Origin of the sequence: Pseudomonas sp. NFX71 (genome assembly GCF_048079215.1) — a bacterium.
GTDB lineage: Bacteria > Pseudomonadota > Gammaproteobacteria > Pseudomonadales > Pseudomonadaceae > Aquipseudomonas > Aquipseudomonas fluorescens_B.
Map to the genome: position 1 here is coordinate 6038603 of NZ_CP182230.1, position 22628 is coordinate 6061230.

The 22628-nt window shown below is 60.3% G+C and carries 25 protein-coding genes and 2 pseudogenes; 16 read left to right on the forward strand and 11 right to left on the reverse strand.

The features are described from left to right. Positions 1-112 precede the first annotated feature (112 nt). The 3 genes from ACM1ZW_RS28005 to ACM1ZW_RS28015 form a co-directional block, all read right to left on the reverse strand. The gene (locus ACM1ZW_RS28005; protein ID WP_017339368.1) at positions 113-274 is read right to left on the reverse strand and encodes a hypothetical protein; all 162 of its coding nucleotides are present in this window, start codon (positions 272-274) and stop codon (positions 113-115) included. A gap of 65 nt (positions 275-339) precedes the next feature. Then, entirely contained in the window at positions 340-651 is a 312-nt protein-coding gene (locus tag ACM1ZW_RS28010) for an AzlD domain-containing protein (RefSeq protein WP_193393033.1), read from the reverse strand. Then, complete coding sequence (locus tag ACM1ZW_RS28015; RefSeq protein ID WP_017339370.1) at positions 651-1349, reverse strand: AzlC family ABC transporter permease; 699 nt, start codon at positions 1347-1349, stop codon at positions 651-653. Before ACM1ZW_RS28015 ends, ACM1ZW_RS28010 begins: the two co-directional genes overlap by 1 nt. 174 nt (positions 1350-1523) lie before the next feature. Here ACM1ZW_RS28015 and ACM1ZW_RS28020 point away from each other — a divergent pair, with 174 nt between their 5' ends. Both ACM1ZW_RS28020 and ACM1ZW_RS28025 read left to right on the forward strand, forming a co-directional pair. Continuing rightward, positions 1524-1898: a DUF2784 domain-containing protein gene (locus tag ACM1ZW_RS28020; RefSeq protein ID WP_017339371.1), complete on the forward strand. Its 375-nt coding sequence runs from the start codon at positions 1524-1526 to the stop codon at positions 1896-1898. A gap of 24 nt (positions 1899-1922) precedes the next feature. Continuing rightward, on the forward strand, positions 1923-2840 hold the full coding sequence (locus tag ACM1ZW_RS28025) for a LysR family transcriptional regulator (RefSeq protein ID WP_017339372.1): 918 nt from the start codon (positions 1923-1925) through the stop codon (positions 2838-2840). Between the two features lie 10 nt (positions 2841-2850). On the opposite strand, the gene ACM1ZW_RS28030 is transcribed toward ACM1ZW_RS28025, so the two are convergent. Further along, positions 2851-4428: a sensor domain-containing diguanylate cyclase gene (locus ACM1ZW_RS28030; protein ID WP_017339373.1), complete on the reverse strand. Its 1578-nt coding sequence runs from the start codon at positions 4426-4428 to the stop codon at positions 2851-2853. Between the two features lie 78 nt (positions 4429-4506). Continuing rightward, on the reverse strand, positions 4507-5034 hold the full coding sequence (locus ACM1ZW_RS28035) for a DUF3087 family protein (RefSeq protein WP_017339374.1): 528 nt from the start codon (positions 5032-5034) through the stop codon (positions 4507-4509). A 212-nt stretch (positions 5035-5246) separates the two neighbouring features. Between ACM1ZW_RS28035 and ppnN the strand changes: the two genes are divergently transcribed. Then, complete coding sequence (ppnN, locus tag ACM1ZW_RS28040; RefSeq protein WP_017339375.1) at positions 5247-6620, forward strand: nucleotide 5'-monophosphate nucleosidase PpnN; 1374 nt, start codon at positions 5247-5249, stop codon at positions 6618-6620. Between the two features lie 154 nt (positions 6621-6774). Here the strand turns inward: ppnN and ACM1ZW_RS28045 are convergent, their stop codons facing one another. Further along, positions 6775-7038, reverse strand: a complete 264-nt coding sequence (locus ACM1ZW_RS28045) for a DUF2790 domain-containing protein (RefSeq protein WP_414879661.1) — start codon at positions 7036-7038, stop codon at positions 6775-6777. Between the two features lie 295 nt (positions 7039-7333). Here ACM1ZW_RS28045 and ACM1ZW_RS28050 point away from each other — a divergent pair, with 295 nt between their 5' ends. From ACM1ZW_RS28050 to ACM1ZW_RS28075, 6 genes and pseudogenes are all read left to right on the forward strand, one after another. Next, on the forward strand, positions 7334-8074 hold the full coding sequence (locus tag ACM1ZW_RS28050; protein ID WP_017339377.1) for a response regulator: 741 nt from the start codon (positions 7334-7336) through the stop codon (positions 8072-8074). A gap of 53 nt (positions 8075-8127) precedes the next feature. Then, positions 8128-8247, forward strand: a pseudogene (locus ACM1ZW_RS28055) (hypothetical protein); the annotation flags it as partial. 19 nt (positions 8248-8266) lie between these two features. After that, on the forward strand, positions 8267-9202 hold the full coding sequence (locus tag ACM1ZW_RS28060) for an MBL fold metallo-hydrolase (protein ID WP_017339378.1): 936 nt from the start codon (positions 8267-8269) through the stop codon (positions 9200-9202). Positions 9203-9404: 202 nt separating this feature from the next. Next, entirely contained in the window at positions 9405-9791 is a 387-nt protein-coding gene (locus ACM1ZW_RS28065) for a hypothetical protein (protein WP_416739789.1), read from the forward strand. Positions 9792-9973: 182 nt separating this feature from the next. After that, positions 9974-10708, forward strand: a complete 735-nt coding sequence (locus ACM1ZW_RS28070; protein ID WP_416739790.1) for a substrate-binding periplasmic protein — start codon at positions 9974-9976, stop codon at positions 10706-10708. A gap of 108 nt (positions 10709-10816) precedes the next feature. Further along, entirely contained in the window at positions 10817-11044 is a 228-nt protein-coding gene (locus tag ACM1ZW_RS28075; RefSeq protein ID WP_017339381.1) for a hypothetical protein, read from the forward strand. Positions 11045-11371: 327 nt separating this feature from the next. On the opposite strand, the gene ACM1ZW_RS28080 is transcribed toward ACM1ZW_RS28075, so the two are convergent. The 3 genes and pseudogenes from ACM1ZW_RS28080 to ACM1ZW_RS28090 form a co-directional block, all read right to left on the reverse strand. Next, positions 11372-12805 carry an FAD/NAD(P)-binding protein gene (locus ACM1ZW_RS28080; RefSeq protein WP_416739791.1) on the reverse strand — a complete coding sequence of 478 codons (1434 nt, stop codon included), beginning with the start codon at positions 12803-12805 and terminating at the stop codon, positions 11372-11374. Between the two features lie 14 nt (positions 12806-12819). After that, a pseudogene (locus ACM1ZW_RS28085) lies at positions 12820-13065 on the reverse strand (ABC transporter ATP-binding protein); the annotation flags it as partial. Between the two features lie 361 nt (positions 13066-13426). Beyond that, positions 13427-13990, reverse strand: a complete 564-nt coding sequence (locus ACM1ZW_RS28090) for a helix-turn-helix domain-containing protein (RefSeq protein WP_414878405.1) — start codon at positions 13988-13990, stop codon at positions 13427-13429. Positions 13991-14005: 15 nt separating this feature from the next. Here ACM1ZW_RS28090 and ACM1ZW_RS28095 point away from each other — a divergent pair, with 15 nt between their 5' ends. After that, the gene (locus ACM1ZW_RS28095) at positions 14006-15022 is read left to right on the forward strand and encodes a DMT family transporter (RefSeq protein ID WP_416739792.1); all 1017 of its coding nucleotides are present in this window, start codon (positions 14006-14008) and stop codon (positions 15020-15022) included. 53 nt (positions 15023-15075) lie between these two features. On the opposite strand, the gene ACM1ZW_RS28100 is transcribed toward ACM1ZW_RS28095, so the two are convergent. Next, complete coding sequence (locus tag ACM1ZW_RS28100; RefSeq protein WP_416739793.1) at positions 15076-15540, reverse strand: hypothetical protein; 465 nt, start codon at positions 15538-15540, stop codon at positions 15076-15078. 8 nt (positions 15541-15548) lie between these two features. After that, complete coding sequence (locus tag ACM1ZW_RS28105) at positions 15549-15950, reverse strand: hypothetical protein (protein ID WP_416739794.1); 402 nt, start codon at positions 15948-15950, stop codon at positions 15549-15551. A 501-nt stretch (positions 15951-16451) separates the two neighbouring features. On the opposite strand from ACM1ZW_RS28105, the gene ACM1ZW_RS28110 reads away from it, so the two are divergent. The 6 genes from ACM1ZW_RS28110 to ACM1ZW_RS28135 are packed head-to-tail and all read left to right on the forward strand — an operon-like array spanning position 16452 to position 22515. Further along, entirely contained in the window at positions 16452-19370 is a 2919-nt protein-coding gene (locus tag ACM1ZW_RS28110) for a monovalent cation/H+ antiporter subunit A (RefSeq protein WP_416739795.1), read from the forward strand. Continuing rightward, positions 19370-19714, forward strand: a complete 345-nt coding sequence (locus tag ACM1ZW_RS28115) for a Na+/H+ antiporter subunit C (RefSeq protein ID WP_003202835.1) — start codon at positions 19370-19372, stop codon at positions 19712-19714. The genes ACM1ZW_RS28110 and ACM1ZW_RS28115 overlap by 1 nt, the downstream gene beginning before the upstream one ends. After that, complete coding sequence (locus ACM1ZW_RS28120; protein ID WP_416739796.1) at positions 19711-21396, forward strand: monovalent cation/H+ antiporter subunit D; 1686 nt, start codon at positions 19711-19713, stop codon at positions 21394-21396. Before ACM1ZW_RS28115 ends, ACM1ZW_RS28120 begins: the two co-directional genes overlap by 4 nt. After that, the gene (locus tag ACM1ZW_RS28125) at positions 21393-21881 is read left to right on the forward strand and encodes a Na+/H+ antiporter subunit E (RefSeq protein WP_414884423.1); all 489 of its coding nucleotides are present in this window, start codon (positions 21393-21395) and stop codon (positions 21879-21881) included. Before ACM1ZW_RS28120 ends, ACM1ZW_RS28125 begins: the two co-directional genes overlap by 4 nt. Next, positions 21878-22156, forward strand: a complete 279-nt coding sequence (locus ACM1ZW_RS28130) for a K+/H+ antiporter subunit F (protein WP_017339390.1) — start codon at positions 21878-21880, stop codon at positions 22154-22156. Before ACM1ZW_RS28125 ends, ACM1ZW_RS28130 begins: the two co-directional genes overlap by 4 nt. Beyond that, complete coding sequence (locus tag ACM1ZW_RS28135; RefSeq protein ID WP_008029177.1) at positions 22153-22515, forward strand: Na+/H+ antiporter subunit G; 363 nt, start codon at positions 22153-22155, stop codon at positions 22513-22515. Before ACM1ZW_RS28130 ends, ACM1ZW_RS28135 begins: the two co-directional genes overlap by 4 nt. The last annotated feature ends 113 nt before the right edge of the window (positions 22516-22628 follow it).

Genomic DNA, 22628 nt, shown 5'->3' on the forward strand with positions numbered 1-22628 from the left:
AACAAAGCCCCGGTTGATTCGGGGCTTTGTTGTAGGTGTAGATTGGTTGGGGTTGGGGGCATATCCGTTTCTGCGGTAACGGCGGCTATTGGTTCCGCCCTTACCCCAGAGCTCAGGGCTTCAACGGAAACTCCATATCACGGTCCGGCAATTCTTTCCCGTCATCAGGGTGCTTCCAGGTCGGCGACGAACGCCTCTGGCGCTCGAGCTCTTCTTCCGTCGGTTCATCCATGTCTTCATCATCCGGATCCGGACGCTTTGGTTCAGTAGCCATGCTCACCTCTCTTCCTAAGGGATCCGTCATCAACTTTAAGCGTAGATCAGTTTCGAAAACCCGGTTCAAAGCCACCAGCGCAGCAAAAAGAAAAACCCCATGCTCAACAGCATGCTGAGCAAGGTATTGCGGGTGTACAGCACCAGCCCCACCGCCACCAGCGAACTGATCAGATACGGATTGTCCCACTGCAAATTCAGCTGCTTGTCCGGCATGAACACAATCGGCCCGCAAATCGCGGTCAGCATGCCCGGCACCGCAAAACCAAGAAACTGCCGGGCGTTGCTGCTCAGGCGCAGCGGCAGGCGCGGTTCGAGAAACACGTAGCGGTTGAGGAATACCAGAATTCCCATACCGATAATCACGGCCCAGACCATCATGTGCGTCCACCGTAGAATTTATTGCAGACGAAGCCCGCCGTCATGCCCGCCAACCCCGACAGCACCAGCGCCGAGCCCCATTGCCAATAGCTGAACAACACCGAACAGAACAGCGACACCGCCACGCAAACCACGGTCGGTACGTTGCGCACCACCGGGGTGATCAGGGCGATGAAGGTTGCGGCGATGGAGAAATCCAGACCCAGATGCTCCAGCCCCGGAATGCTGGAGCCGAGCACAATGCCAGCAAGGGTGAAGAGGTTCCAGGCGATGTAAAACGTCAGGCCGACGCCCAGCGCGTACCAGCGGTTGAACTGCTGTTTGTCATGCTGGCTGGTCAGGGCAAACAACTCGTCGGTGAGCAAAAAGCCCAACCCTGCACGCCAGCGCCCCGGCAGCGGCGAAATCACCGAGCGCATGCTCATGCCATAGAGTAAATGCTGGGAGGTCAGCAGCAACGTGGTCAGCAGAATCGAAAATATCCCGGCACCGCCCTTGAGCATCCCGATGGCCACCAGTTGCGCCGCACCGGCAAACACGATGCTCGACAACCCCTGGCCTTGCAGCGGCGTGAGGTTGGCTTCGATGGCCATGGAACCGGCCAGCAATCCCCACGGTGCGGTTGCCAGGGATAACGGCATGATCGCCGCGGCGCCGCGGAGAAACGCGCTGCGCGGCACGAGTGAATTGGACATAACGCTCTACAACCAGAGAAAGACGTCAAACTGTGCCAGCAGTCGCCGCCGATGGCTTGAACAATCTTGCGCACTGCTGCAAACGGCAGGATGCGCGCCGGGTTAGCTGATTTTCGTGATTGGCACTCCGCCCGAGTACCATGGAGCGATCGCATCACGTGTCAGGGAGTCGACATGCTTTACCGAATCGCCGCCGACGGGCTGGTGCTGTTTCACCTGTTGTTCATTCTGTTCGTGCTGTTCGGCGGGCTGCTGGTGCTCAGATGGCATCACCTGCTCTGGTTGCACCTGCCGGCTGCGGCGTGGGGCGTTTGCGTGGAGTTTTTCCATTTGTTCTGCCCGCTGACAGACTGGGAAAACCGCATGCGCCAGGCCGCCGGGCAAACCGGCTATGGCGGCGGTTTCATCGAGCATTACGTGTGGCCGGTCATTTACCCGGCGGGCCTGACACCCGCTATTCAACTGGGCCTCGGCAGCGTGGTGCTGGCGCTCAACGTGCTGGTCTATCTTAGGTTGTTCAGGCTGCGCAAGTTACGCCGGGCCGCCTGAACACTTCCCTCAAAGGATCTGCACATGTTGTCCATCGAAGACCTGGCATTGCTGCAAGCCATTCGGGAAACCGGCAGCCTGTCACGCGCGGCGGCACATCTGGGCAAGGCGCCGTCGACGGTGTCCTATGCGGCGCGGCAACTGGAAGAGCGTTTCGACGCGCTGCTGTTCGATCGGCGCCGCTACCGCCTGCAGCTCACCCCCGCCGGGGAGCTGCTGGTGAATGAAGCGGCGCGGTTGATGCAGGATGTCTCGCGCCTGACCCAACGGGTGCAGCAAGTCGCCAACGGTTGGGAGAGCCGACTGTGGATCGTCACCGACGAGCTGCTGGAGTTCGAGGCCCTGATCCCGGTGATACACGAATTCGACGCGCTGCAATCCGGTGTACCGCTGCGCATCACCCAGGAAGTATTGAAAGGTGTGTGGGAAGCCCTGCGCGAGGGCCGCGCGGACCTGATCATCGGCGCCACCAACGAACCGCCGGCGATCCCTTCCTTGCGCTGGATGCAACTGGGGGAAATGGAATGGGTGTTTGCCGTCTCGCCCAGGCATCCACTGGCCAAGGTTAAAGAACCGATTTCCCGGACAACGGTGACGCAACACCGGGCGATCGTCGTGGCAGATTCGTCCAGAGCCACCGAAGGCAGCACCTATGGCGTCTCCGGTGGGCAACCGGTGCTCGCCGTGCCGACCATGCGCGCGAAAATCCTCGCCCAGTGCGATGGCCTGGGCGTGGGCTGGCTGCCCAGACATCGGGTTGGCTCGTTGCTGAAGAACGGCACGCTGGTCGAGAAACAGATGGCCGATCCCCGGGAACCGAACATTCTGTACGCCGGCTGGCGCGGCGATCATGACGGACGCGCCCTGGGCTGGTGGCTGGAAAAACTCAAGCAGTCGTACCTGGCGACCAGGCTGGTCCAGGGCAGCGACCGGTTCGTCTGAACCGGCAGACTCAGTTGGCAATGACGCTCATGTTCCGGCCGCTGGCCTTGGCAACATAGAGCGCCTTGTCCGCTGCGCCAATCAGGTCGTCAGCCTGGGCTTGTGAGGTCGGATCGTAAGCGGCGACGCCCAGGCTGACCGTCACCATGCCTTCTGCGCCTTCGCTGTGGCGAATACCGGCATGCAGCACCGCGCGACGGATTTTTTCCGCCACCAGAAACGCCCCGACATAGTCGGTCCCAGGCAGCACCACCGCAAACTCTTCGCCGCCGTAGCGCGCCGCCAGATCTCCGGGGCGCTGGATATTTTCGGTGATGATCGCACTGATATTGCGCAAACACTCATCACCGGCCAAGTGGCCGTAGTGGTCGTTGAACAGCTTGAAGTGGTCGACATCAAGCATCAGCAATGCGAGGCCGGTCAGGCTGCGCTTGGCACGGCCGATTTCCGAGTGGATGAACAAATCGAACTGACGCCGGTTGGACAGCCCGGTCAACGCGTCTTCCAGGGCCAGCAGTTCCAGGCTGCGATTGACCTCGATCAGCGTTTCCTGGGCATCCAGCAACTGGCTCTGGATGCGGTTCTGCTGCTTCATCAGATTGATGAGGCGATAACCCAGCACGCCAAGAAAAACCAGCAGCAGCGCGACAATGCCGGCACTGAGCAATGACTCCTCACGCCAGCCGGCCAGCACTTCATCCCTGTCGAGCGCAGCGAAAACGATCAGCGGGTACCCTTCGACCCGGCGAAACCCCACCACCCGCACAACGCCGTCCAACATGGACTTGACCGTTGACGTGCCGGAATTGGCCATGGGCAACAACTGTTTGAACAGCGGGCTGCTGGCGAGACTGGTGCCGACCTCCGCGTCCTTGAACGGCCGACGAACGACGATGCTGGCGTCGTCGGCGATCAGGTTGATCACGCCGTTGCGGCCCATGTCGATGCTGTCGTACAGAGACAGAAAATGGCTGAGATAAATCGTCGCCAGCGCCACACCGGCAAAACGGCCGTCGGCGTGATTGATCCTGCGCGACACCGTCATGATCCATTCGCCGCTGGAACGACTTTTGATCGAAGGACCGATGTGCGGCCCACGGTCGGGATGATCGCGATGGTAGATGAAATACTCACGGTCGGCGTTGCTGGCATCCGGCAGGACCGCGCCGTTGGAATTGGCAACCCAGCGACCCTTCTCGTCATAGACGAACAGGCCGTGCAACTGGCTCAGCTCACTGCGCTGGGCACTGAGCAAGCGTTCCAGGTGAGGCAACAAGGCCGGTTCGAAGCCGTCGTTTTCCAGGCGCTCCACCAGCGTAAACAGCAGCGTATCGGCCTGCTTGATCGTCGCCTGTGCTTGTGAGGCCAGGGTCTGCGCAAGGTTGGACATCGCCACGCCCTTGTCATGCAGATGGTACTGGCGCGAATTCCAGGCTTCCCAGATCACGATGGCGATCATGGACAGGCACACCGCCAGAAGCAAAACCACCGCGGAGCGGACCTTGAGTTTTGCCCCGGCCTGTTCGGTGACCAGGGACACGCTGTGGCGGGATTGTTCGATTCGGTCTTTGACGGACGGATTGCCCATGACGCTCCCTGAATCTTGATGAGTGGCGACTGATCCCGTTCGCCTTTTTATTATCGTGACGCCTCAACAATACACCGGTTAGCGCGGCGTCTGTTTCAATGCCTCAAGCCACGCCGGGTTCAATTGCGTCTGATCGGTCTCGATGCCCAGCGCTTCCATCCGGGCCTTGTGCAGGTCCATTTCGCGAATCAATTGGCTGTGATCACTGGAGTTGCCGTCCAGCTCGTGCATCTGGCTCAACCCCAGGTGATAGAAGCGCAGCAGCTTCATGGCGCCGGGATCATCCTTTTCCACCGCCGCCGTGACCTGATGCATGACGTTGGTGATGCTCATCAGGCTGCGCTTGAGCTGCCAGCCGTACACGGCGGGCGCCATCCACGCCTGATGCCAGAAGGTGCCGCGCATGAGTGCCACCATCAACAGCACCGCGACAAACACACCACCCACGTTGAAGCGTAGATTGTCCCCCCCCGGCTCGCCGAACATCGCCACCGCCGCGGTCGACAGGACCATCGCCAGGGCCAGGAAAACCACGGCGATAATGATCGTGCTGCGGCGCGTCTGGCTTCGATAAATCTCGGGGTTTTGCGGCTGGATTTCGAACATCGCGACGGGTTTCCTCGGGAACATGGGCAAAAAGACTGCGGGGCATTATCGCCTCTGCGGGGGATTTAGCTATGCTGGGGCTCCTTTTCATCTTTTCATCGTCAAAGGGGAACGTGGCGATAGCGCGCAGTTCGTGCCATCTTCTTTTATGGATACATACTATTCGGATGTCATGCGTCCTCGGCGGGTGACATCGTTTTAAGGATCATTGAATGTCCCAACGTCAAGTAATCAACGCTTCGGTCAGCCCGAAAGGCAGCCTGGAAACCCTCTCTCAACGTGAAGTACAGCAACTGAGCGAAGCCGGATCCGGCAGCACCTACACCCTCTTCCGCCAGTGCGCCCTGGCCATCCTCAACACCGGCGCCCATGTCGATAACGCCAAGACCATCCTCGAAGCCTACAAGGACTTCGAAATCCGTATCCACCAGCAGGACCGCGGCGTGCGCCTGGAACTGCTGAACGCCCCCGCCGACGCCTTCGTTGATGGCGAAATGATCGCCAGCACCCGGGAAATGCTGTTCAGCGCCCTGCGCGACATCGTCTATACCGAGAATGAACTCGACGCCCAGCGCATCGACCTGAGCACTTCCCAGGGTATCAGCGACTACGTGTTCCACCTGCTGCGCAACGCCCGCACGCTTCGCCCCGGCGTCGAGCCGAAGATTGTGGTGTGCTGGGGTGGCCACTCGATCAACACCGAAGAATACAAATACACCAAGAAAGTCGGCCACGAACTGGGCCTGCGCAGCCTCGACATCTGCACCGGTTGCGGCCCTGGCGTGATGAAAGGTCCGATGAAAGGCGCGACCATCGCCCACGCCAAGCAGCGCATTCATGGCGGTCGTTACCTCGGCTTGACCGAACCCGGCATCATCGCCGCCGAAGCGCCGAACCCGATCGTCAATGAGCTGGTGATCCTGCCGGACATCGAAAAGCGTCTGGAAGCGTTCGTGCGCGTAGGCCACGGCATTATCATTTTCCCGGGTGGCGCGGGCACGGCCGAAGAGTTCCTGTACCTGCTCGGCATCCTGATGCACCCGGACAACAAGGGCCTGCCCTTCCCTGTCATCCTCACCGGGCCGAAACACGCGGCGCCGTATCTGGAGCAACTGGACGCGTTCGTCGGTGCCACCCTGGGTGAGGCGGCGAAACAACATTACGAGATCATCATCGACGACCCGGCTGAAGTGGCACGGCAGATGACCGCCGGTCTCAAAGCGGTGAAACAGTTCCGCCGCGAGCGCAACGACGCGTTCCATTTCAACTGGCTGCTGAAGATCGACGAAGGCTTCCAGCGCCCGTTCGATCCGACCCACGAAAACATGGCCAACCTGAAACTGAGCCGCAGCCTGCCCGCCCACGAACTGGCCGCCAACCTGCGTCGCGCGTTCTCCGGCATCGTCGCCGGCAACGTCAAGGACAAGGGCATCCGCCTGATCGAAGAGCACGGGCCGTATCAGATTCGCGGTGATGCGGCGGTGATGCAGCCGCTGGATCAACTGCTCAAAGCCTTCGTTGCCCAGCACCGGATGAAATTACCGGGTGGCGCGGCGTATGTGCCGTGTTATCGCGTGGTTGCGTAACCCGGATAGAGTGTGAGCAAGCCGATGTGGCGAGGGAGCTTGGGTCGCGAAGCGGCCCCAAAAGCTTTTGCGACTGCTTCGCAGCCGAGCGGGAGCAAGCTCCCTCGCCACAAAGGTCGGTTCACACAGGTATCAGTATCCGACTTCCAGGCGATCAACCACCCTGGTTGCCGCATTCGGCAAACTTGCTGTAATCCAGCACTTTCTGCGTACCGCTGGAGTCCAGGTACGTCATCCGCGCATTGACGATCCCGCATTGGCTGCCGCCATTTTCTACCGTTGAAATAACCTTCTTGATGTCCAGATGGGAGCCAGCAGCGTGGGTCTGCGATGGGCTCTGGACATCGGCGTGGGCGGAAAACGCAGCGACGTTCAGAACGGCAAGGAAGCTGGCAGCGACGAGTTTGTTCCGGTTCATGGTGATGTCCTCAAGGTTTCAATGGGTAGTGGTGTGAGGCAAGTTGTCTTGTCTCGATGGAACCCATTCAATCGTCCCGAGGTATCTGCCATGTGTCGTAGCACCGGGCCTTTTAACGCGTAAGGTGTCATACGGGGCGCTCGATACACTTCGATACACCCGCCCCCGAAAAAAGCTGCCGTGTATACCAGTGTATCTATTACATCCTCAGATACAGTGAGATACAAAGGCCGGCAGGCAGCGGCGACGTGGCTCCTTAGAATGCGCAACGTGCGAATAAAAAGAGGGTTGAGTGATGGAACATGTGAACCACATCCTGATCGTCGACGACGATCGCGAGATCCGCGAGCTGGTCGGCAACTACCTGAAGAAAAACGGTCTGCGCACCACGGTGGTTGCCGATGGCCGGCAGATGCGCAGTTTTCTGGAAACCAATCAGGTGGACCTGATCGTGCTGGACATCATGATGCCCGGCGATGACGGCCTGCTGCTGTGCCGCGAGTTGCGCTCGGGCAAGCACAAGGCCACGCCGATTTTGATGCTCACCGCACGCAACGACGAAACCGACCGCATCCTCGGCCTCGAAATGGGTGCCGACGACTACCTGACCAAACCCTTCGCCGCCCGCGAACTGCTGGCGCGGATCAACGCGGTGCTGCGCCGCACCCGGATGCTGCCGCCCAACCTGCTGATCACCGAAAGCGGTCGATTGCTGGGTTTCGGTCGCTGGCGCCTGGACACCACCGCCCGGCACCTGCTGGACGAGGACGGCACCATGGTCGCCCTCAGCGGCGCCGAATATCGACTGCTGCGCGTGTTTCTCGATCATCCGCAACGGGTGCTCAGCCGCGACCAGCTGCTGAACCTGACTCAGGGACGCGATGCCGACCTGTTCGACCGTTCCATTGATTTGCTGGTGAGCCGCCTGCGACAGCGCCTGATGGATGACTCGCGGGAATCGACCTACATCAAAACCGTACGCAGCGAAGGCTACGTGTTTTCCTACCCGGTGGAATTGCTCGGCGCCGAGTCATGAAACTCGCCCTGTCCTGGCCCCCAACACTTATGCGGTGCACCTGGACGAAAAAAGGCCCGACCGAGGTCGCTCATGCGGCCAAGGTGTTCAATGCCATGCAGACACGCATTGCGGCCTATCTTAATGAGCGCATGCAACCGCTGGCAGCGATTTCCCATGACCTGCAAACACCGACATAGAGCGCTGTCCTTGATGATCTCACTATCCGATCTGCTGCGATTTTGCGCAGCGCTGCTGCTGGCCGCAACGCTCTGTGTCAGCCTTGACACCAGCGGCGCCATGGCCGCGGAACCGGGCGTGGCGCCACTGGAACTGGTGGTGCTCGGCTCGGGCGGACCAGGCGCCGGCGGCCGTGCCGGTGCCGGTTACGTGTTGCTGGTGGATGGCACGCCGCGAATCCTGCTGGATGCCGGACCGGGAACATTCGTGCGGCTCGGTGAAGCGAAGCTCGACATCCGCCGCCTGGACATCGTGCTGCTGACTCATTTGCACGTGGACCACGTGGCGGAACTGCCGGGCATCGTCAAGGCACGGGCCGTGGCTTCTCGTTCGGACATCACCTTTACAGTGTTCGGACCGGGTGCCGCGCAACCCTATCCTTCCACTCGTCACTACATCGACCTGATGTTCGGCAAGGACGGGGCCTTCAGCTATGTGCAGGACTTCGCCGGCACCGTGAGTTTCAACACCACTGACCTCGATCACCTCACTGCACCCAAAACCCTCCTCAGCCAGGACGGCCTGGTGATCAGCGCGGTGACCGGACACCACCGCGACGCGCCGGCGGTGATTTACCGCGTCGATTACCGGGGTAAAAGCATCACCTTCAGTGGCGATATCGATGCACAGGGCCATGCCGCGCTGACACACATCGCCAGGGGCTCCGACCTGCTGGTGTTCAACGCCCCGGTCCTCGATCCGCCCGACGCCCCACCCGCGCTCTACAACCTGCACACTGCGCCCGGCGACATCGGGAAGATCAGCGCCGCAGCACAAGTGTCGAGCCTGCTGCTTAGCCATCTGTCCCGAGACATCGACGAATCCCGCGATGCGGTCACGCAGTCGATCCACCGTGCTTACCAGGGCCCGGTGCAGTTCGCCGAGGATGGTTTGCACATTCGGCCCTGAACGCAAACGGCTGGTTCAGGCAGGCATCGCGGCTTTTTCATGGGGATTTGTATCCTTGTGTATAGGAGGCCACGACAGATACGCAAAAGCCGATTTCGCCCCGTTCAGGCACACATCTGCGATACACCCGAGCGTTTAACTGTGTTCACCGGATAGCAGCCGCTACCGCCTCACTCAAACACAAGCGCACGGAGAATCAATCATGTTCAACTTCTCGAAAGTCTCGTCCCTGGCACTCGGTCTGGCACTGGTAGGCGGTCTTGGCCTGTCAAACCTGGCCTCGGCCAACACCGCGAGCACCGCGTCCCACAGCCAGGTTCAGCAACTGCTGGTGGAAGGTGGTTCGGACCGCCTGCTACAGAATCGTGTGGCTGAAGGTGGTGCTGATCGTCTGCAAGAGCTGCGTGAACGTGTGGCTGAAGGCGGCTCTGATCGCCTGATCGAGAATCGCGTCGCTGAAGGCGGTGCCGATCGTCTGCAAGAACTGCGTGAACGTGTTGCGCTGGTCAGCCCGAAGAACGCCGTACAAGGGGGTGTGGTGGTTGCGGAAAACCGCGCCGAGTTCGGTTCGAAATATCAGCGGTATTGATTACAGGTTAATCCGCAACACCCCAAGCCCGGAGACCCCGGGCTTTTTTTTGCCTCATCGTTCCCACCGGGACGAGCGATACGCATAAATCCTCAGTTCTGACGCAAAAGCCCGACGATTGCGCGGGACAGTCGCAGCAGGCGCGTACTAAGATTTGCGCTTCATTTCATCAAGGACGATTCATGAAGCGCTTGGCCGGCTGTCTGCTGTCTTTCCTGACATTTACTGCGGTCGCGGCAGACCTGAACATGCTCACCGACAACCATCCGCCCCTGCATTTTCAGCAGGGCAACGCGATGGTGGGGTTCGGCGTGGATGTGGTGCAGGCGCTGGCCGACACTGCCGGCGATCAGGTGCACTTTCAACAGGTGCCGTTGCTGCGTGCCTTGCGCGTGGCGAGCACTGAGCCTGCCACCGGGGTATTCACCGTGTTGCGCACCGCCGAGCGTGACAGCCAGTATCAGTGGGTCGGCCCCTTGATGGAGGTGGAAACCGCACTGTTCTCCACGGACAGCAACCGGCAACGGGTGCGCAGTTTGCTGGAGGCCAGCCGTCAGGGTCGAATTGCCGTTCCACGGAAATGGCTGGTCTACGGCTACTTGCAGAAACAGGACCTGAGCAATCTGTACGGCGTGCAAACACCCGAACAAATGATGCGTCTGGCACGGCTGGGCCGTACCGAATTCGTGGTGGCCGACACGCTGTCCGTCACCCGCATGGCCCGTGAGGAAGGTGTACCACCCGAGCAGTTGCACTATCAGATCCCGTTGATGAAGCAAGCCACCTACATCGCCTTTTCACCGCGGACCGATGCGCGCCAGATCGCGCGCTGGCAGCAGACGCTGGATGAGATGAGCCGGGACGGGCGCCTGGAAAAACTCAAGCAGCGCTGGCTGGTGGATCGCACGCCGCGCTGACGATGGATCAACGTTCTCGATAACGACTATGCGTCAGGGTGTTTTTTCATTCTGAAGCTCCAGCACTACAGTGGGCCCATCTTCTTCCCACGCTTCTGGAGTTACATCATGAAAAGCATTATCGGTCTTGGTTTCGCCCTGTCGGTTCTTGGTGCTACGTCGGCCATTGCTGCACCTCACGCTACTTTGCCAGTGGTTGCGGCGGCAGCGAAGGTGAGTCAGCCGGCTACTTTGAATGTGAATACGGTGGGTGTTGATCAAAAAGACAGCCAGGCGAGCACACTTTACGTGGCTGAAAACCGTCCTGAGTTTGGGTCGAAGTATCAGCGTTATTGATTTGCCGGTTTGTACTGCTGGAAACAGGAACCCCCGGGAAGATTTGGTCTTTCCGGGGGTTCTTTTGTTTGTTCGGGTACATATCCGTTTCTGCGGTAACGGCGCCTTATGGTCCTGCCGCCCGCAGCCATCGGCCATCCTTGGCCGGGGGCGGCCTGTCATTTGAAGCGTACGCGTTCCCCCTGTGGGAGCTAGCTGTGTAAACCCACCACGTTGTTCACGGATGCTATTCGGCTAATTGGTGGCAAATAACTCAGGCTGGCAGTGGGCAACCCGCGGAGCGAGGGTATGGCTAGACACCCCCGTACGCCAGGGGCGAAATGCCCGCTACCTCGACCCCGCCAGACGCAGAGCCAGAGCCTTCGCCTGACTAGCCACATCAGTCACCGCCGTACTCTCCCACCACATCCCCCGCAACGGCGGCCCCATGGCAAACAACCGACCGACAACCCGCCCATCTCCCCCCAGCACCGCGCCATCGACCGTCGCCGCAATACCCAGCGCCAGCGGCCCCGGTCGCACCAGACCGCGCGCCAGCAACTGTTGCGGCAACGGTCGCGCCACTCGCCGCCAGTCGTACTCGATGCCACTGGAATTGATCAACGCTGCCCCGCTGACAACCACCGTTTCAGCTTCACCACGACGGCGAATCCGAATGCTCACCTGATCACACGAAGAAGGCTCAAGCCCCCTGTACGAAGCCGCCTGGATCCGCAACCGCCCTTCCCCGTGCAACCGCGCCACCAACTCCGCACTCAACGGCGGCGAACGGTGGTGATGACTCTCCCACCACGGCCGCACATGCCGTACAAACTGCCGACGCTGCACGTCCGTTGCCTGATGCCACAAACGGCCGATGTGCGCCCGCACCGTATCCAGCGGCGCCTGCCAGTCGATACCCTGCGCAATGGCATCCCGGCAATGCCGGCGCAGTTCGCGCACCAACTGTCGCGGCGTGCGAATGCTGTGATCCTCGGCCAGAAAATCCGCCCAGGCCGGCGGTTGCCGACGCACATGCGGCAGCAGCCCATGCCGGGAAAACACTTCGATCGGCCCGCGATGCCCGGCCTGTTCCAGCGACACCACGGCATCGACCATGGTCAGGCCCGATCCAATGATCAGCACCGTCGATTGCGGGTCGAGCTGACGCATGGCCGCGACATCCCAGGGATCGAGTGCCGCAGCGTTCAAACCGCTGGATTCTGTCTGCGGCGTACGAGCAGCAGGGAACATTCCCGTGGCCAGCACCGCATACCCACCCTGCAACCGCTGGCCGTCGCTCAAGCTCAGCCGCACCGAATCGTCCAGCGCTTGCAGGTCAACCACCTCGGCCCGTACATGTTCGACGGTCGAGCCATTCAAGGCGCCCCCCGCTTGCGCCTCGGCCAGGCGCTGCTGCACGTACAAACCGAAAATCCCCCGTGGCGGAAACAGTTCGCTGACCGGCACATGCTGCTCATCGGACTCCGGCCAGCCTCCGGCCACGATGTACTCGGTCAGCCACTGAGTCAGGTCATCGGCATTGTCCGGGTCGACACTCATGCGCGCCGCGTTGCCGTTGAGCGTATGGCCCAACTCGACCGCGCTGTACGCCTCGCCCCGGCCGAGTTCGGCGCGGGGCTCGATCACCAACAACGAGCGCTTGCCGGGCAAACGCAACAACTGCGCCGCGAGCATCGCGCCACTGAGGCCGCCGCCGATGATCAGGATGTCTGCGTGGCGGATGACGTCGGTCGTCTGTCCGCTTCGGGTTTCAGTCATGGCGTTCTCAATGTTCAGTGTTTACCTGGATAGAAGTCATGCAGATCGCCCCGCGCCAGCAACGCTTCGCGGCTGCCGGACAACACCACCCGGCCGGTATCGAGGACATAGTCCTGTGACGCGCACTTGAGCGCCACATTAATGTTTTGCTCGGCAATCAGGAAGCTCACCTGCTCGTCGCGATTGAGCTGGGCGACGATCTCGAAAATCTCCTGGACGATAATAGGCGCCAATCCCATGGAAGGTTCATCAAGCGCGACCGCGAAACTCAATCACCCCGCGATAGACCTCCACCCGCTCGGCCCGCACCAGCCCGGAAATCGCCTTCGTTCCACAGTGGCGAGCTCTTGCTCCAGCGGTTGAGCCGTTGCGGGGTTTCCACCGGTCTGTGCAAGTCGTTGAAACTGAGCAGGGATGGCCCTGAGCGAGCCAGAGTTGCTGCGCCAGACAAACCAAGAGGTTGTCATGGGCCGACTCCGGAATTCTGTTGAGTGGCGCCAGGGCTTTCCGCAGGAGTCATGTCTGAAAGTAATGACGTTTAATTTCAGCAGGTTGATGAGTTATTCGAGAAATCCGCGCAGCTTCAAACCAGCAATATGTCCATCCTTGATCGGCGAACAGTTAGATCACCACGTTTCTCACGAATCGTGCAGCCACCGGCCCATCGTTGCGATAGGCGTGCGGCTGGTTGCTGGCAAACATATAGAACTCACCAGCGGAAATGTTGTGGGGCGTATCGCCGAGCATCAGGGTCAGGCAGCCTTCAAAGACATAAATCTGCTCGCTCCAGCCATCGGCATCCGGTTGCGACGGGTAAATCTCGCCCGGTTGCAGGCACCATTCCCATTGTTCCACTTCGCGGGTGGCGGTGGCTTTGGACAGCAACACGGCCTTGCTGCCGGGAATCGTCCCCGCCCAGGCCACTTCGTTGATGCGGCTCGGGTCGCGGGCATCCGGGGCCTGGATCAGGTCGCTGAACGCGACGTCGAGCGCTTCGGCTACGCGGTCGAGGGTGGTCAGGCTGACGTTCTTCTCGCCGGCCTCGATGGCCACCAGCATGCGGCGACTGACCCCGGACTTTTCCGCCAGCGCAGTCTGGCTCATGTCGGCCGCGTGGCGCAGGCGCCGAACGTTCAGGCTGACGTGCTGAAGGACCGAAGCCCGCTGCGTTGAATCTTTGTGCACTATATTGCTCACTCGATGGGGTTGGGCAGTATACTGCGCAACATTCGGCGCATTGTGCGTCGCCCTCAGGTAGCGCGCAAGGTCATGACGTCGTTGAACTCCTCCCCGGCTTCTTCCCGATTCTCCCGGTTCAGCAAGGCCGAGTGCGTGCTGGTGCTGATTACCATGGTCTGGGGCGGCACCTTTTTGCTGGTGCAGCACGCCATGACCGTCAGCGGCCCGATGTTCTTCGTCGGCCTGCGCTTTGCGGCGGCGGCGATTATCGTCTCGTTGTTTTCCTGGCGTCATCTGCGGGAACTGACCCTGTTCGAACTCAAGGCCGGCGCCTTTATCGGTGTGGCGATCATGCTGGGTTATGGCTTGCAGACGGTCGGGTTGCAGAGCATCCCCAGCAGCCAGTCGGCCTTCATTACCGCGTTGTATGTGCCCTTCGTGCCGTTGCTGCAATGGCTGGTGCTGGGACGGCGTCCGGGGTTGATGCCGAGCATCGGCATCATGCTGGCGTTTACCGGGCTGATGCTGTTGTCGGGACCGGCCGGCGCGTCGTTCAACTTCAGCCCTGGTGAAATCGCCACGTTGATCAGCGCCATTGCGATTGCCGCTGAAATTATCCTGATCAGCACTTACGCCGGCCAGGTCGATGTGCGGCGGGTCACGGTGGTGCAACTGGCGACCACGTCGGTGTTGGCATTTTTGATGGTGGTGCCGACCCAGGAAGTCATTCCCGACTTCTCATGGTTCCTGCTGTGCAGCGCCCTCGGCCTGGGTGCAGCGAGTGCGGCGATTCAGGTGGCGATGAACTGGGCGCAGAAAAGCGTTTCGCCAACCCGGGCGACGTTGATTTATGCCGGTGAGCCTGTGTGGGCCGGGATTGTCGGACGGATCGCCGGGGAGCGGTTACCGGCGATTGCGTTGCTGGGGGCTGGGTTGATTGTCGCGGCGGTGATTGTGAGTGAGTTGAAGACCAAGGGTAAGGATCGTGAGGCAATTGAGGGGGAGCTGGAAAGCGAGCCTGTCGATTCAAATAAATGAAAATCTCGATCGACGTTCAAGCCTCCAACTCCCGACACACACCTATTCTGAATTTACTCTGGTAATGACCGGATAATGTCCGCGAGATCGTCCCGAGTAATTTCGTTCGATTTTATGGCGGCCACGACATCTTCCTTGGAAAGCGGGAAGCGTTTGAAGATTTCCTTTAGGGTATCTACATCAATGTTTGAAATCCAAAGAGGATCGATAAACGATCCCCCGTACTCCGGCTTCGTCGACACTTCATCATGTGCTATCGCACCTTTATGATTCAAATAAACGACATAGCGGTCATGTCCTTCGGGGAAGCTCTTGTCGTGATAGAGCGTGGTACCGAGTGGCAGTACATAGTAGTTTTCATCGCCATTCGGCCCTTCAATCAGCAATGGCTCTTTAGTCTTAATCATTTTCACATCATGTGACCTCGAACCGTTATTAATCACAACAAATGTCAAAACGGCTGCATAAATCAAAACCAGCCCGACCAACCAAAAAGCAATCCATTTATTAATAAACATTCTTTTTGTCATAACGCGCCTCGGTATTTCCTTCGAGCATAGCCTGCAAGTCTGCCGGCATAAAAATACCGTCCTGTGTCCATTTCTGCGTGCGAGCCGCCTGCCTCTCGGCCCAGGAAAGACCTCTCATCTCTCGATACTGTGCAGGGCTCAGCCTTGGAGCGCTCCAGATTATAAACAAAACCAGTCGTTGTTCGCCCGAGGCTATTCTTTCCGGAAATGTAAGTTTTGAAAGAGGTCCAGACGTTTAAAACGCCCTCACCTTCGCTATCAAAGGTTCCCCAGGTTTTACCATATCGTCCAAAATCGTATGTAATGTCTTTACTGCCAACGACCACACGCAGCGCCGCATGACCAAAAAGGTGCTCCTCTTTGTCACGGGTGTAAGGACCACCAACCAGTAACTCCATATAAGCACCAGAAACCACCAATTGATTGGTCTTGGTTGTTTTGCCTGGCGCCCCAGTTGTTTTGCAGCCTGCGTCGTGCCCGACGCCTTAGTAGACTCAGCCATTAAAGATGTTCCATATCTTCAAGTTATGGGAACTTATTGAAACCCGACAAACGTCTTTTCTTGCAGAAGTTTGCGGAAAACACTGCTGGCACCGCTGGAGCCGGTATTACCGACTAACGTGTCTGGAGAACCCACTATCGTCCCGGAGCGCGAGAAAATTCAGCGCCAGCGGGATTTTCGATCATTTGACGACCCGATCAAGGCTTGAGATCCCATCGATTTAAAGATCGTCTTCGCGAGCAAGTCAAAGGGGCCAGACTCGCTGAACACATCCCTCTGAAACAATGTGAACCAGGCCTTTTCCATCTACCGTGTAGGATTCTGCGACAGCTTGCCGTTTGGCGATCCGGGGAGTGGCACGTATGATGCTTCACAAACTTCCGCAGATTAGAAGCCTATGTCCCTGATAGTTCTACTGCTTCTGCCTTTTATCGGCAGCTGTGTTGCGGCTTTGCTGCCGCACAACGCGCGTAACACCGAATCGCTGTTGGCGGGTCTGGTTGCCTTGATCGGCACCATTCAGGTCGCTCTCCTGTATCCGCAGATCGCCCATGGCGGCGTCATTCGCGAAGAATTTTTCTGGTTGCCCAGCCTTGGCCTGAACTTCGTTCTGCGCATGGACGGGTTTGCCTGGCTGTTCTCGATGCTGGTGCTGGGCATCGGCACGCTGGTGTCGCTGTACGCCCGTTACTACATGTCGCCGGACGATCCGGTGCCACGGTTCTTCGCGTTTTTCCTGGCGTTCATGGGCGCCATGCTCGGGCTGGTGATTTCCGGCAACCTGATCCAGATCGTGTTTTTCTGGGAGCTCACCAGCCTCTTTTCTTTCCTGTTGATCGGCTACTGGCACCACCGCGCCGATGCGCGACGCGGCGCCTACATGGCGCTGATGGTCACGGGTGCGGGCGGCTTGTGCTTACTGGCGGGGGTCATGCTGCTTGGCCATGTGGTCGGCAGCTATGACCTGGACAAGGTCCTGGCCGCCGGCGATCTGATTCGCGCACATGCCCTCTACCCTATTTTGTTACCCCTGATTCTGATCGGCGCCCTGAGCAAAAGCGCGCAGTTTCCCTTCCATTTCTGGCTGCCCCACGCGATGGCGGCGCCGACTCCGGTCTCGGCGTATCTGCACTCGGCGACCATGGTCAAAGCCGGGGTATTTCTGTTGGCGCGCCTTTGGCCATCACTGTCCGGCAGTGAAGAATGGTTCTACATCGTCAGCGGCGCCGGCGCGTGCACCTTGTTGCTCGGCGCGTATTGCGCGATGTTCCAGAACGACCTCAAGGGTCTGCTCGCCTACTCGACCATCAGCCACCTCGGCCTGATCACCCTGCTGCTGGGCCTGAACAGTCCGCTGGCTGCCGTCGCCGCCGTGTTCCATATTCTCAACCACGCCACCTTCAAGGCCTCGCTGTTCATGGCCGCCGGGATCATCGACCACGAAAGCGGCACCCGCGACATTCGCAAACTCAGCGGTCTGATCAAGCTGATTCCGTTCACCGCCACCCTCGCGATGGTCGCCAGCGCCTCCATGGCCGGTGTGCCGCTGCTCAACGGCTTCCTGTCGAAAGAGATGTTCTTCGCCGAAACCGTGTTCATCAATGCGACCGCCTGGGTCGAGATGACCCTGCCGATCGTCGCGACTATCGCCGGCACGTTCAGCGTCGCTTACTCACTGCGCTTCACGGTCGACGTGTTTTTCGGTCCGACCGCCACCGACCTGCCGCACACCCCGCACGAGCCGCCACGCTGGATGCGCGCGCCGGTGGAGTTGCTGGTGTTCACCTGCCTGATCGTGGGGATTTTCCCGGCCCAAGTGGTCGGCTCGTTACTGGCCGCCGCGGCCCTGCCCGTCGTCGGTGGCACGCTGCCGGAGTACAGCCTGGCGATCTGGCACGGCTGGAACGCGCCGATGATCATGAGCCTGATCGCCATGTCCGGCGGCATCGTGCTGTACCTGCTGCTGCGCAATCAGCTCAAGCGCGGACGCTTCAAATACCCGCCGATCATTGGCCTGTTCAACGGCAAGCGCCTGTTCGAGCGCAGCCTGGTGATCATGATGCGCCTGGCCCGTCGCCTGGAGCGGCGGATCAGCACCAAGCGCTTGCAAACCCAGCTGTTCCTGATGGTGCTCGCCGCCGTGCTGGCCGGGCTGATTCCGATGCTCCACAGCAGCCTGAGCTGGGGTGACCGGCCGAAGATTCCGGGCTCGATCGTGTTCGTGACCCTCTGGCTGCTGGCGATTGCCTGTGCGCTGGGTGCGGCGTGGCAAGCCAAGTATCACCGGCTCGCGGCCCTGACCATGGTCAGTGTCTGCGGCTTGATGACGTGCATCACGTTTGTCTGGTTCTCCGCACCGGACCTGGCGCTGACGCAACTGGTGGTAGAGGTGGTGACCACGGTGCTGATCCTGCTGGGCCTGCGCTGGTTGCCGCGACGGATCGAAGAGGTCTCGCCGCTGCCAAGCACCCTGCGCAAGGCGCGCATCCGGCGTCTGCGCGACTTGCTGCTGTCGATTGCCGTCGGTGGCGGCATGGCGCTGCTGTCGTACGCCATGCTGACGCGCCAGACGCCCAATGATATTTCCTCGTTCTACCTGAGCCGCGCCCTGCCGGAAGGCGGCGGCAGCAACGTGGTCAACGTGATGCTGGTGGACTTCCGCGGCTTCGACACCCTCGGCGAAATCACCGTGCTGGTGGCCGTGGCGTTGACCGTGTTCGCCCTGCTGCGACGCTTCCGCCCACCAAAAGAAAGCCTGCAACTGCCCGCTCAACAGCGTTTGCTCGCGCCGGACGTGGTCACCGATCTGGTCAACCCGCGTCACGCCAGCGACACCGCGCTGGGTTTCATGATGGTGCCGGCGGTGCTGGTGCGCCTGCTGCTGCCGATCGCGTTCGTGGTGTCGATCTACCTGTTCATGCGCGGGCACAACCAGCCGGGCGGCGGTTTTGTCGCGGGGCTGGTGATGTCGGTGGCGTTCATTCTTCAATACATGGTCGCCGGCACGCAGTGGGTCGAAGCACAAATGAACCTGCGACCGCTGCGCTGGATGGGCACGGGCCTGTTGTTCGCCACGGTCACCGGGCTCGGGGCGATGGCGGTCGGTTACCCGTTCCTGACCACCCACACCTGGCATTTCGAACTGCCGCTGCTTGGTGACATTCACATCGCCAGCGCGCTGTTCTTCGACATTGGCGTGTATTCGGTGGTGGTCGGCTCGACGCTGTTGATCCTCACCGCCCTCGCCCACCAATCGGTACGCGGCCACAAAACTGCGGCCCTGCCCAGATCCGTCGCCACGAAAGGAGCCGTCTGATGGAAGAAGTCATCGCAATCGCCATCGGCGTGCTGGCCGCGTCCGGCGTCTGGCTGGTGCTGCGGCCACGGACATTCCAGGTGGTCATGGGCCTGTGCCTGCTGTCGTATGGCGTCAACCTGTTCATCTTCAGCATGGGCAGTCTGTTCATCGGCAAGGAGCCGATCATCAAGGACGGTGTGCCCCAGGATCTGTTGCATTACACCGACCCGCTGCCGCAAGCGCTGGTGCTGACCGCCATCGTGATCAGTTTCGCCATGACTGCCCTGTTTCTTGTGGTGCTGCTGGCTTCGCGCGGTCTCACCGGCACCGACCACGTGGATGGCCGGGAGCCTAAAGAATGAATGCGATGACACACCTGATCGCCGCACCGATTCTGCTGCCGCTGCTGACCGCCGCCGTCATGCTGATGCTGGGCGAGAAACATCGCCCGCTGAAGGCCAAAATCAACGTGTTCTCCAGCCTGCTCGGCCTAGGGATCTCCGTGCTGTTGCTGCAATGGACGCAAACCACCGGCGTGCCCGGTTCCATCGGGGTATACCTGCCGGGCAACTGGCAAGCGCCGTTCGGTATCGTACTGGTGGTCGATCGTTTGTCCGCGCTGATGCTGGTGCTGACCGGAATCATCGGCGTCAGTGCCCTGCTGTTCGCCATGGCCCGCTGGGACGGCGCCGGTTCGAGTTTCCACGCGCTGTTCCAGATTCAGATGATGGGCCTGTATGGCGCATTCCTGACGGCGGACCTGTTCAACCTGTTCGTGTTTTTCGAGGTGCTGCTGGCGGCCTCCTACGGCCTGATGCTCCACGGTTCGGGTCGGGCACGGGTGTCATCGGGGCTGCATTACATCTCGATCAACCTGTTGGCCTCGTCGCTGTTCCTGATTGGCGCGGCGTTGATCTACGGCGTCACCGGCACCCTGAACATGGCCGACCTGGCCCTGAAAATTCCGTTGGTGCCGGAAGCCGATCGCGGCCTGTTGCATGCCGGCGCGGCGATTCTTGCGGTGGCGTTCCTGGCCAAGGCCGGCATGTGGCCGCTGAATTTCTGGCTGGTGCCGGCCTATTCCTCGGCCAGCGCACCGGTGGCGGCGATGTTCGCGATCATGACCAAGGTCGGCGTCTACACCTTGCTGCGCCTGTGGACCTTGCTGTTCTCCGGTCAGGCCGGCGCTTCGGCGTACTTTGGCGGCGACTGGCTGATCTACGGCGGCATGGCGACCATCGTCTGCGCGGCGGTGGCGATCCTCGCCGCGCAACGGCTGGAGCGCATGGCCAGCCTGAGCATTCTGGTGTCGGCGGGTATTCTGCTGTCGGCCATCGGTTTCGCCCAGCCGAACCTGATCGGCGCGGCGCTGTTCTATCTGGTCAGCTCGACCCTGGCGTTAAGCGCGTTGTTCCTGCTGGCCGAGTTGATCGAGCGTTCGCGTTCGGCCAATGAAATGCCGCTGTTCGATGACGGCGACCTGATCGCCCGGCCGCTGGAGTCCCTGCAACCGCCCAAAGGCATCAACCTCGACGACGAACAGAAAGCCGTGGTCGGTCAGGTGATTCCCTGGACCATGGCGTTTCTCGGTTTGAGCTTCATCGCTTGCGCGTTGTTGATCATCGGCATGCCGCCGTTGTCCGGGTTCATCGGCAAACTGGGCTTGCTCAGTGCGTTGCTCAACCCGCTGGGCTTGGGCAACGGGACAGATGAACCGGTGTCGAACGCCGCGTGGGGCTTGCTGGCATTGCTGATTCTCTCCGGGCTGGCGTCGCTGATTGCCTTTTCGCGTTTGGGTATCCAGCGCTTCTGGACGCCTGAGGAACGCCCCTCGCCGTTGCTGCGACGGTTCGAATGCGTGCCAATTATCGCGCTGTTGGGCCTGAGCATCCTGCTGACCTTCAAGGCCGAGCCCCTATTGCGCTACACCCAGGCCGCCGCTCAAACCTTGAACAATCCGCAGCAGTACGTGATGGCGGTGCTCGGCACCCGGGCGGTCCCGAGTCCGGAAGCCAAAGGTGCAGTCGCGGAGGTGCAACCATGAAACGCCTGTTTCCTGCGCCGTGGCTGTCGCTTGCGCTGTGGTTGTTGTGGCTGCTGCTGAACCTGTCGATGAGCCCCGGCAATCTGCTGCTGGGCGCCGTACTCGGGTTTTGTGCGCCGTTGATGATGCGCAAGTTGCGGCCACTGCCAATCCGCATTCGGCGTCCCGGCGTGATCCTGCGGTTGTTCTTCATCGTCGGGCGTGACGTGCTGGTGTCCAACCTTGCCGTGGCCTGGAGTGTTTTGAACGCCACTCGGCGCCCGCCGCGCTCAAGGTTCATCAAAGTGCCGATGGATTTGCGCGACGCCAACGGCCTGGCTGCACTGGCGATGATCTGCACCGTGGTGCCCGGCACGGTCTGGTCGGAACTGGCGCTGGATCGCAGCATTCTGTTGCTGCACGTCTTCGATCTGGATGACGAAGCGCTGTTCATCCAGCACTTCAAGGCGACCTACGAGCGCCCCTTGATGGAGATCTTCGAATGAGCCCGATACTGTCGAATGCGGTTCTGCTGAGCCTTTTCTTTTTTTCGCTGGCGATGGTTCTGACGCTGATCCGCCTGTTCAAGGGGCCATCGGCCCAGGACCGGGTTCTGGCGCTGGATTACCTGTACATCGTCGCGATGCTGATGATGCTGACCCTGGGCATTCGTTATGCCAGTGACACGTACTTCGAAGCGGCGCTGCTGATCGCGCTGTTTGGCTTTGTCGGCTCGTTTGCCCTGGCAAAATTCCTGCTGCGTGGCGAGGTGATCGAATGAACGCAGAACTGTCTCTGTGGGTGGAAATCCCGGTGGCGATCCTGCTGGTGCTCAGCAGTGTTTTCGCATTGATCGGCGCGATCGGGCTGGTGCGTATGAAGGATTACTTCCAACGCATGCACCCGCCGGCACTGGCCTCGACATTGGGTGCGTGGTGCGTGGCGCTGGGATCGATCATCTACTTTTCCGCGCTCAAGTCCGGGCCGGTGTTGCATGCCTGGCTGATCCCGATTCTGTTGGCGATTACCGTACCGGTCACGACGTTGCTACTGGCGCGGGCAGCGTTGTTCCGCAAGCGTATGGCGGGGGATGATGTGCCGGCTGAGGTGAGTAGCCGGCGGACCGAGAGCGGAAGTTAGGTTTAGAGATTTGTGTTGATTGGCAGGGCCTCATCGCTAGCAGGCCAGCCCCACATTGGGATCTTCAGCGTTTACACGATTCCAGTGGGAGCGGGCTTGCCCGCGAAGGCGTC

Excerpts from the sequence above, each read along its gene's own strand:
- ACM1ZW_RS28005 (WP_017339368.1), bottom strand. The coding sequence starts at position 274 with ATGGCTACTGAACCAAAGCGTCCGGATCCGGATGATGAAGACATGGAT.
- ACM1ZW_RS28010 (WP_193393033.1), bottom strand. The coding sequence starts at position 651 with ATGGTCTGGGCCGTGATTATCGGTATGGGAATTCTGGTATTCCTCAAC.
- ACM1ZW_RS28015 (WP_017339370.1), bottom strand. The coding sequence starts at position 1,349 with ATGTCCAATTCACTCGTGCCGCGCAGCGCGTTTCTCCGCGGCGCCGCG.
- ACM1ZW_RS28020 (WP_017339371.1), top strand. The coding sequence starts at position 1,524 with ATGCTTTACCGAATCGCCGCCGACGGGCTGGTGCTGTTTCACCTGTTG.
- ACM1ZW_RS28025 (WP_017339372.1), top strand. The coding sequence starts at position 1,923 with ATGTTGTCCATCGAAGACCTGGCATTGCTGCAAGCCATTCGGGAAACC.
- ACM1ZW_RS28030 (WP_017339373.1), bottom strand. The coding sequence starts at position 4,428 with ATGGGCAATCCGTCCGTCAAAGACCGAATCGAACAATCCCGCCACAGC.
- ACM1ZW_RS28035 (WP_017339374.1), bottom strand. The coding sequence starts at position 5,034 with ATGTTCGAAATCCAGCCGCAAAACCCCGAGATTTATCGAAGCCAGACG.
- ppnN (WP_017339375.1), top strand. The coding sequence starts at position 5,247 with ATGTCCCAACGTCAAGTAATCAACGCTTCGGTCAGCCCGAAAGGCAGC.
- ACM1ZW_RS28045 (WP_414879661.1), bottom strand. The coding sequence starts at position 7,038 with ATGAACCGGAACAAACTCGTCGCTGCCAGCTTCCTTGCCGTTCTGAAC.
- ACM1ZW_RS28050 (WP_017339377.1), top strand. The coding sequence starts at position 7,334 with ATGGAACATGTGAACCACATCCTGATCGTCGACGACGATCGCGAGATC.
- ACM1ZW_RS28060 (WP_017339378.1), top strand. The coding sequence starts at position 8,267 with ATGATCTCACTATCCGATCTGCTGCGATTTTGCGCAGCGCTGCTGCTG.
- ACM1ZW_RS28065 (WP_416739789.1), top strand. The coding sequence starts at position 9,405 with ATGTTCAACTTCTCGAAAGTCTCGTCCCTGGCACTCGGTCTGGCACTG.
- ACM1ZW_RS28070 (WP_416739790.1), top strand. The coding sequence starts at position 9,974 with ATGAAGCGCTTGGCCGGCTGTCTGCTGTCTTTCCTGACATTTACTGCG.
- ACM1ZW_RS28075 (WP_017339381.1), top strand. The coding sequence starts at position 10,817 with ATGAAAAGCATTATCGGTCTTGGTTTCGCCCTGTCGGTTCTTGGTGCT.
- ACM1ZW_RS28080 (WP_416739791.1), bottom strand. The coding sequence starts at position 12,805 with ATGACTGAAACCCGAAGCGGACAGACGACCGACGTCATCCGCCACGCA.
- ACM1ZW_RS28095 (WP_416739792.1), top strand. The coding sequence starts at position 14,006 with ATGGGGTTGGGCAGTATACTGCGCAACATTCGGCGCATTGTGCGTCGC.
- ACM1ZW_RS28100 (WP_416739793.1), bottom strand. The coding sequence starts at position 15,540 with ATGTTTATTAATAAATGGATTGCTTTTTGGTTGGTCGGGCTGGTTTTG.
- ACM1ZW_RS28105 (WP_416739794.1), bottom strand. The coding sequence starts at position 15,950 with ATGGAGTTACTGGTTGGTGGTCCTTACACCCGTGACAAAGAGGAGCAC.
- ACM1ZW_RS28110 (WP_416739795.1), top strand. The coding sequence starts at position 16,452 with ATGTCCCTGATAGTTCTACTGCTTCTGCCTTTTATCGGCAGCTGTGTT.
- ACM1ZW_RS28115 (WP_003202835.1), top strand. The coding sequence starts at position 19,370 with ATGGAAGAAGTCATCGCAATCGCCATCGGCGTGCTGGCCGCGTCCGGC.
- ACM1ZW_RS28120 (WP_416739796.1), top strand. The coding sequence starts at position 19,711 with ATGAATGCGATGACACACCTGATCGCCGCACCGATTCTGCTGCCGCTG.
- ACM1ZW_RS28125 (WP_414884423.1), top strand. The coding sequence starts at position 21,393 with ATGAAACGCCTGTTTCCTGCGCCGTGGCTGTCGCTTGCGCTGTGGTTG.
- ACM1ZW_RS28130 (WP_017339390.1), top strand. The coding sequence starts at position 21,878 with ATGAGCCCGATACTGTCGAATGCGGTTCTGCTGAGCCTTTTCTTTTTT.
- ACM1ZW_RS28135 (WP_008029177.1), top strand. The coding sequence starts at position 22,153 with ATGAACGCAGAACTGTCTCTGTGGGTGGAAATCCCGGTGGCGATCCTG.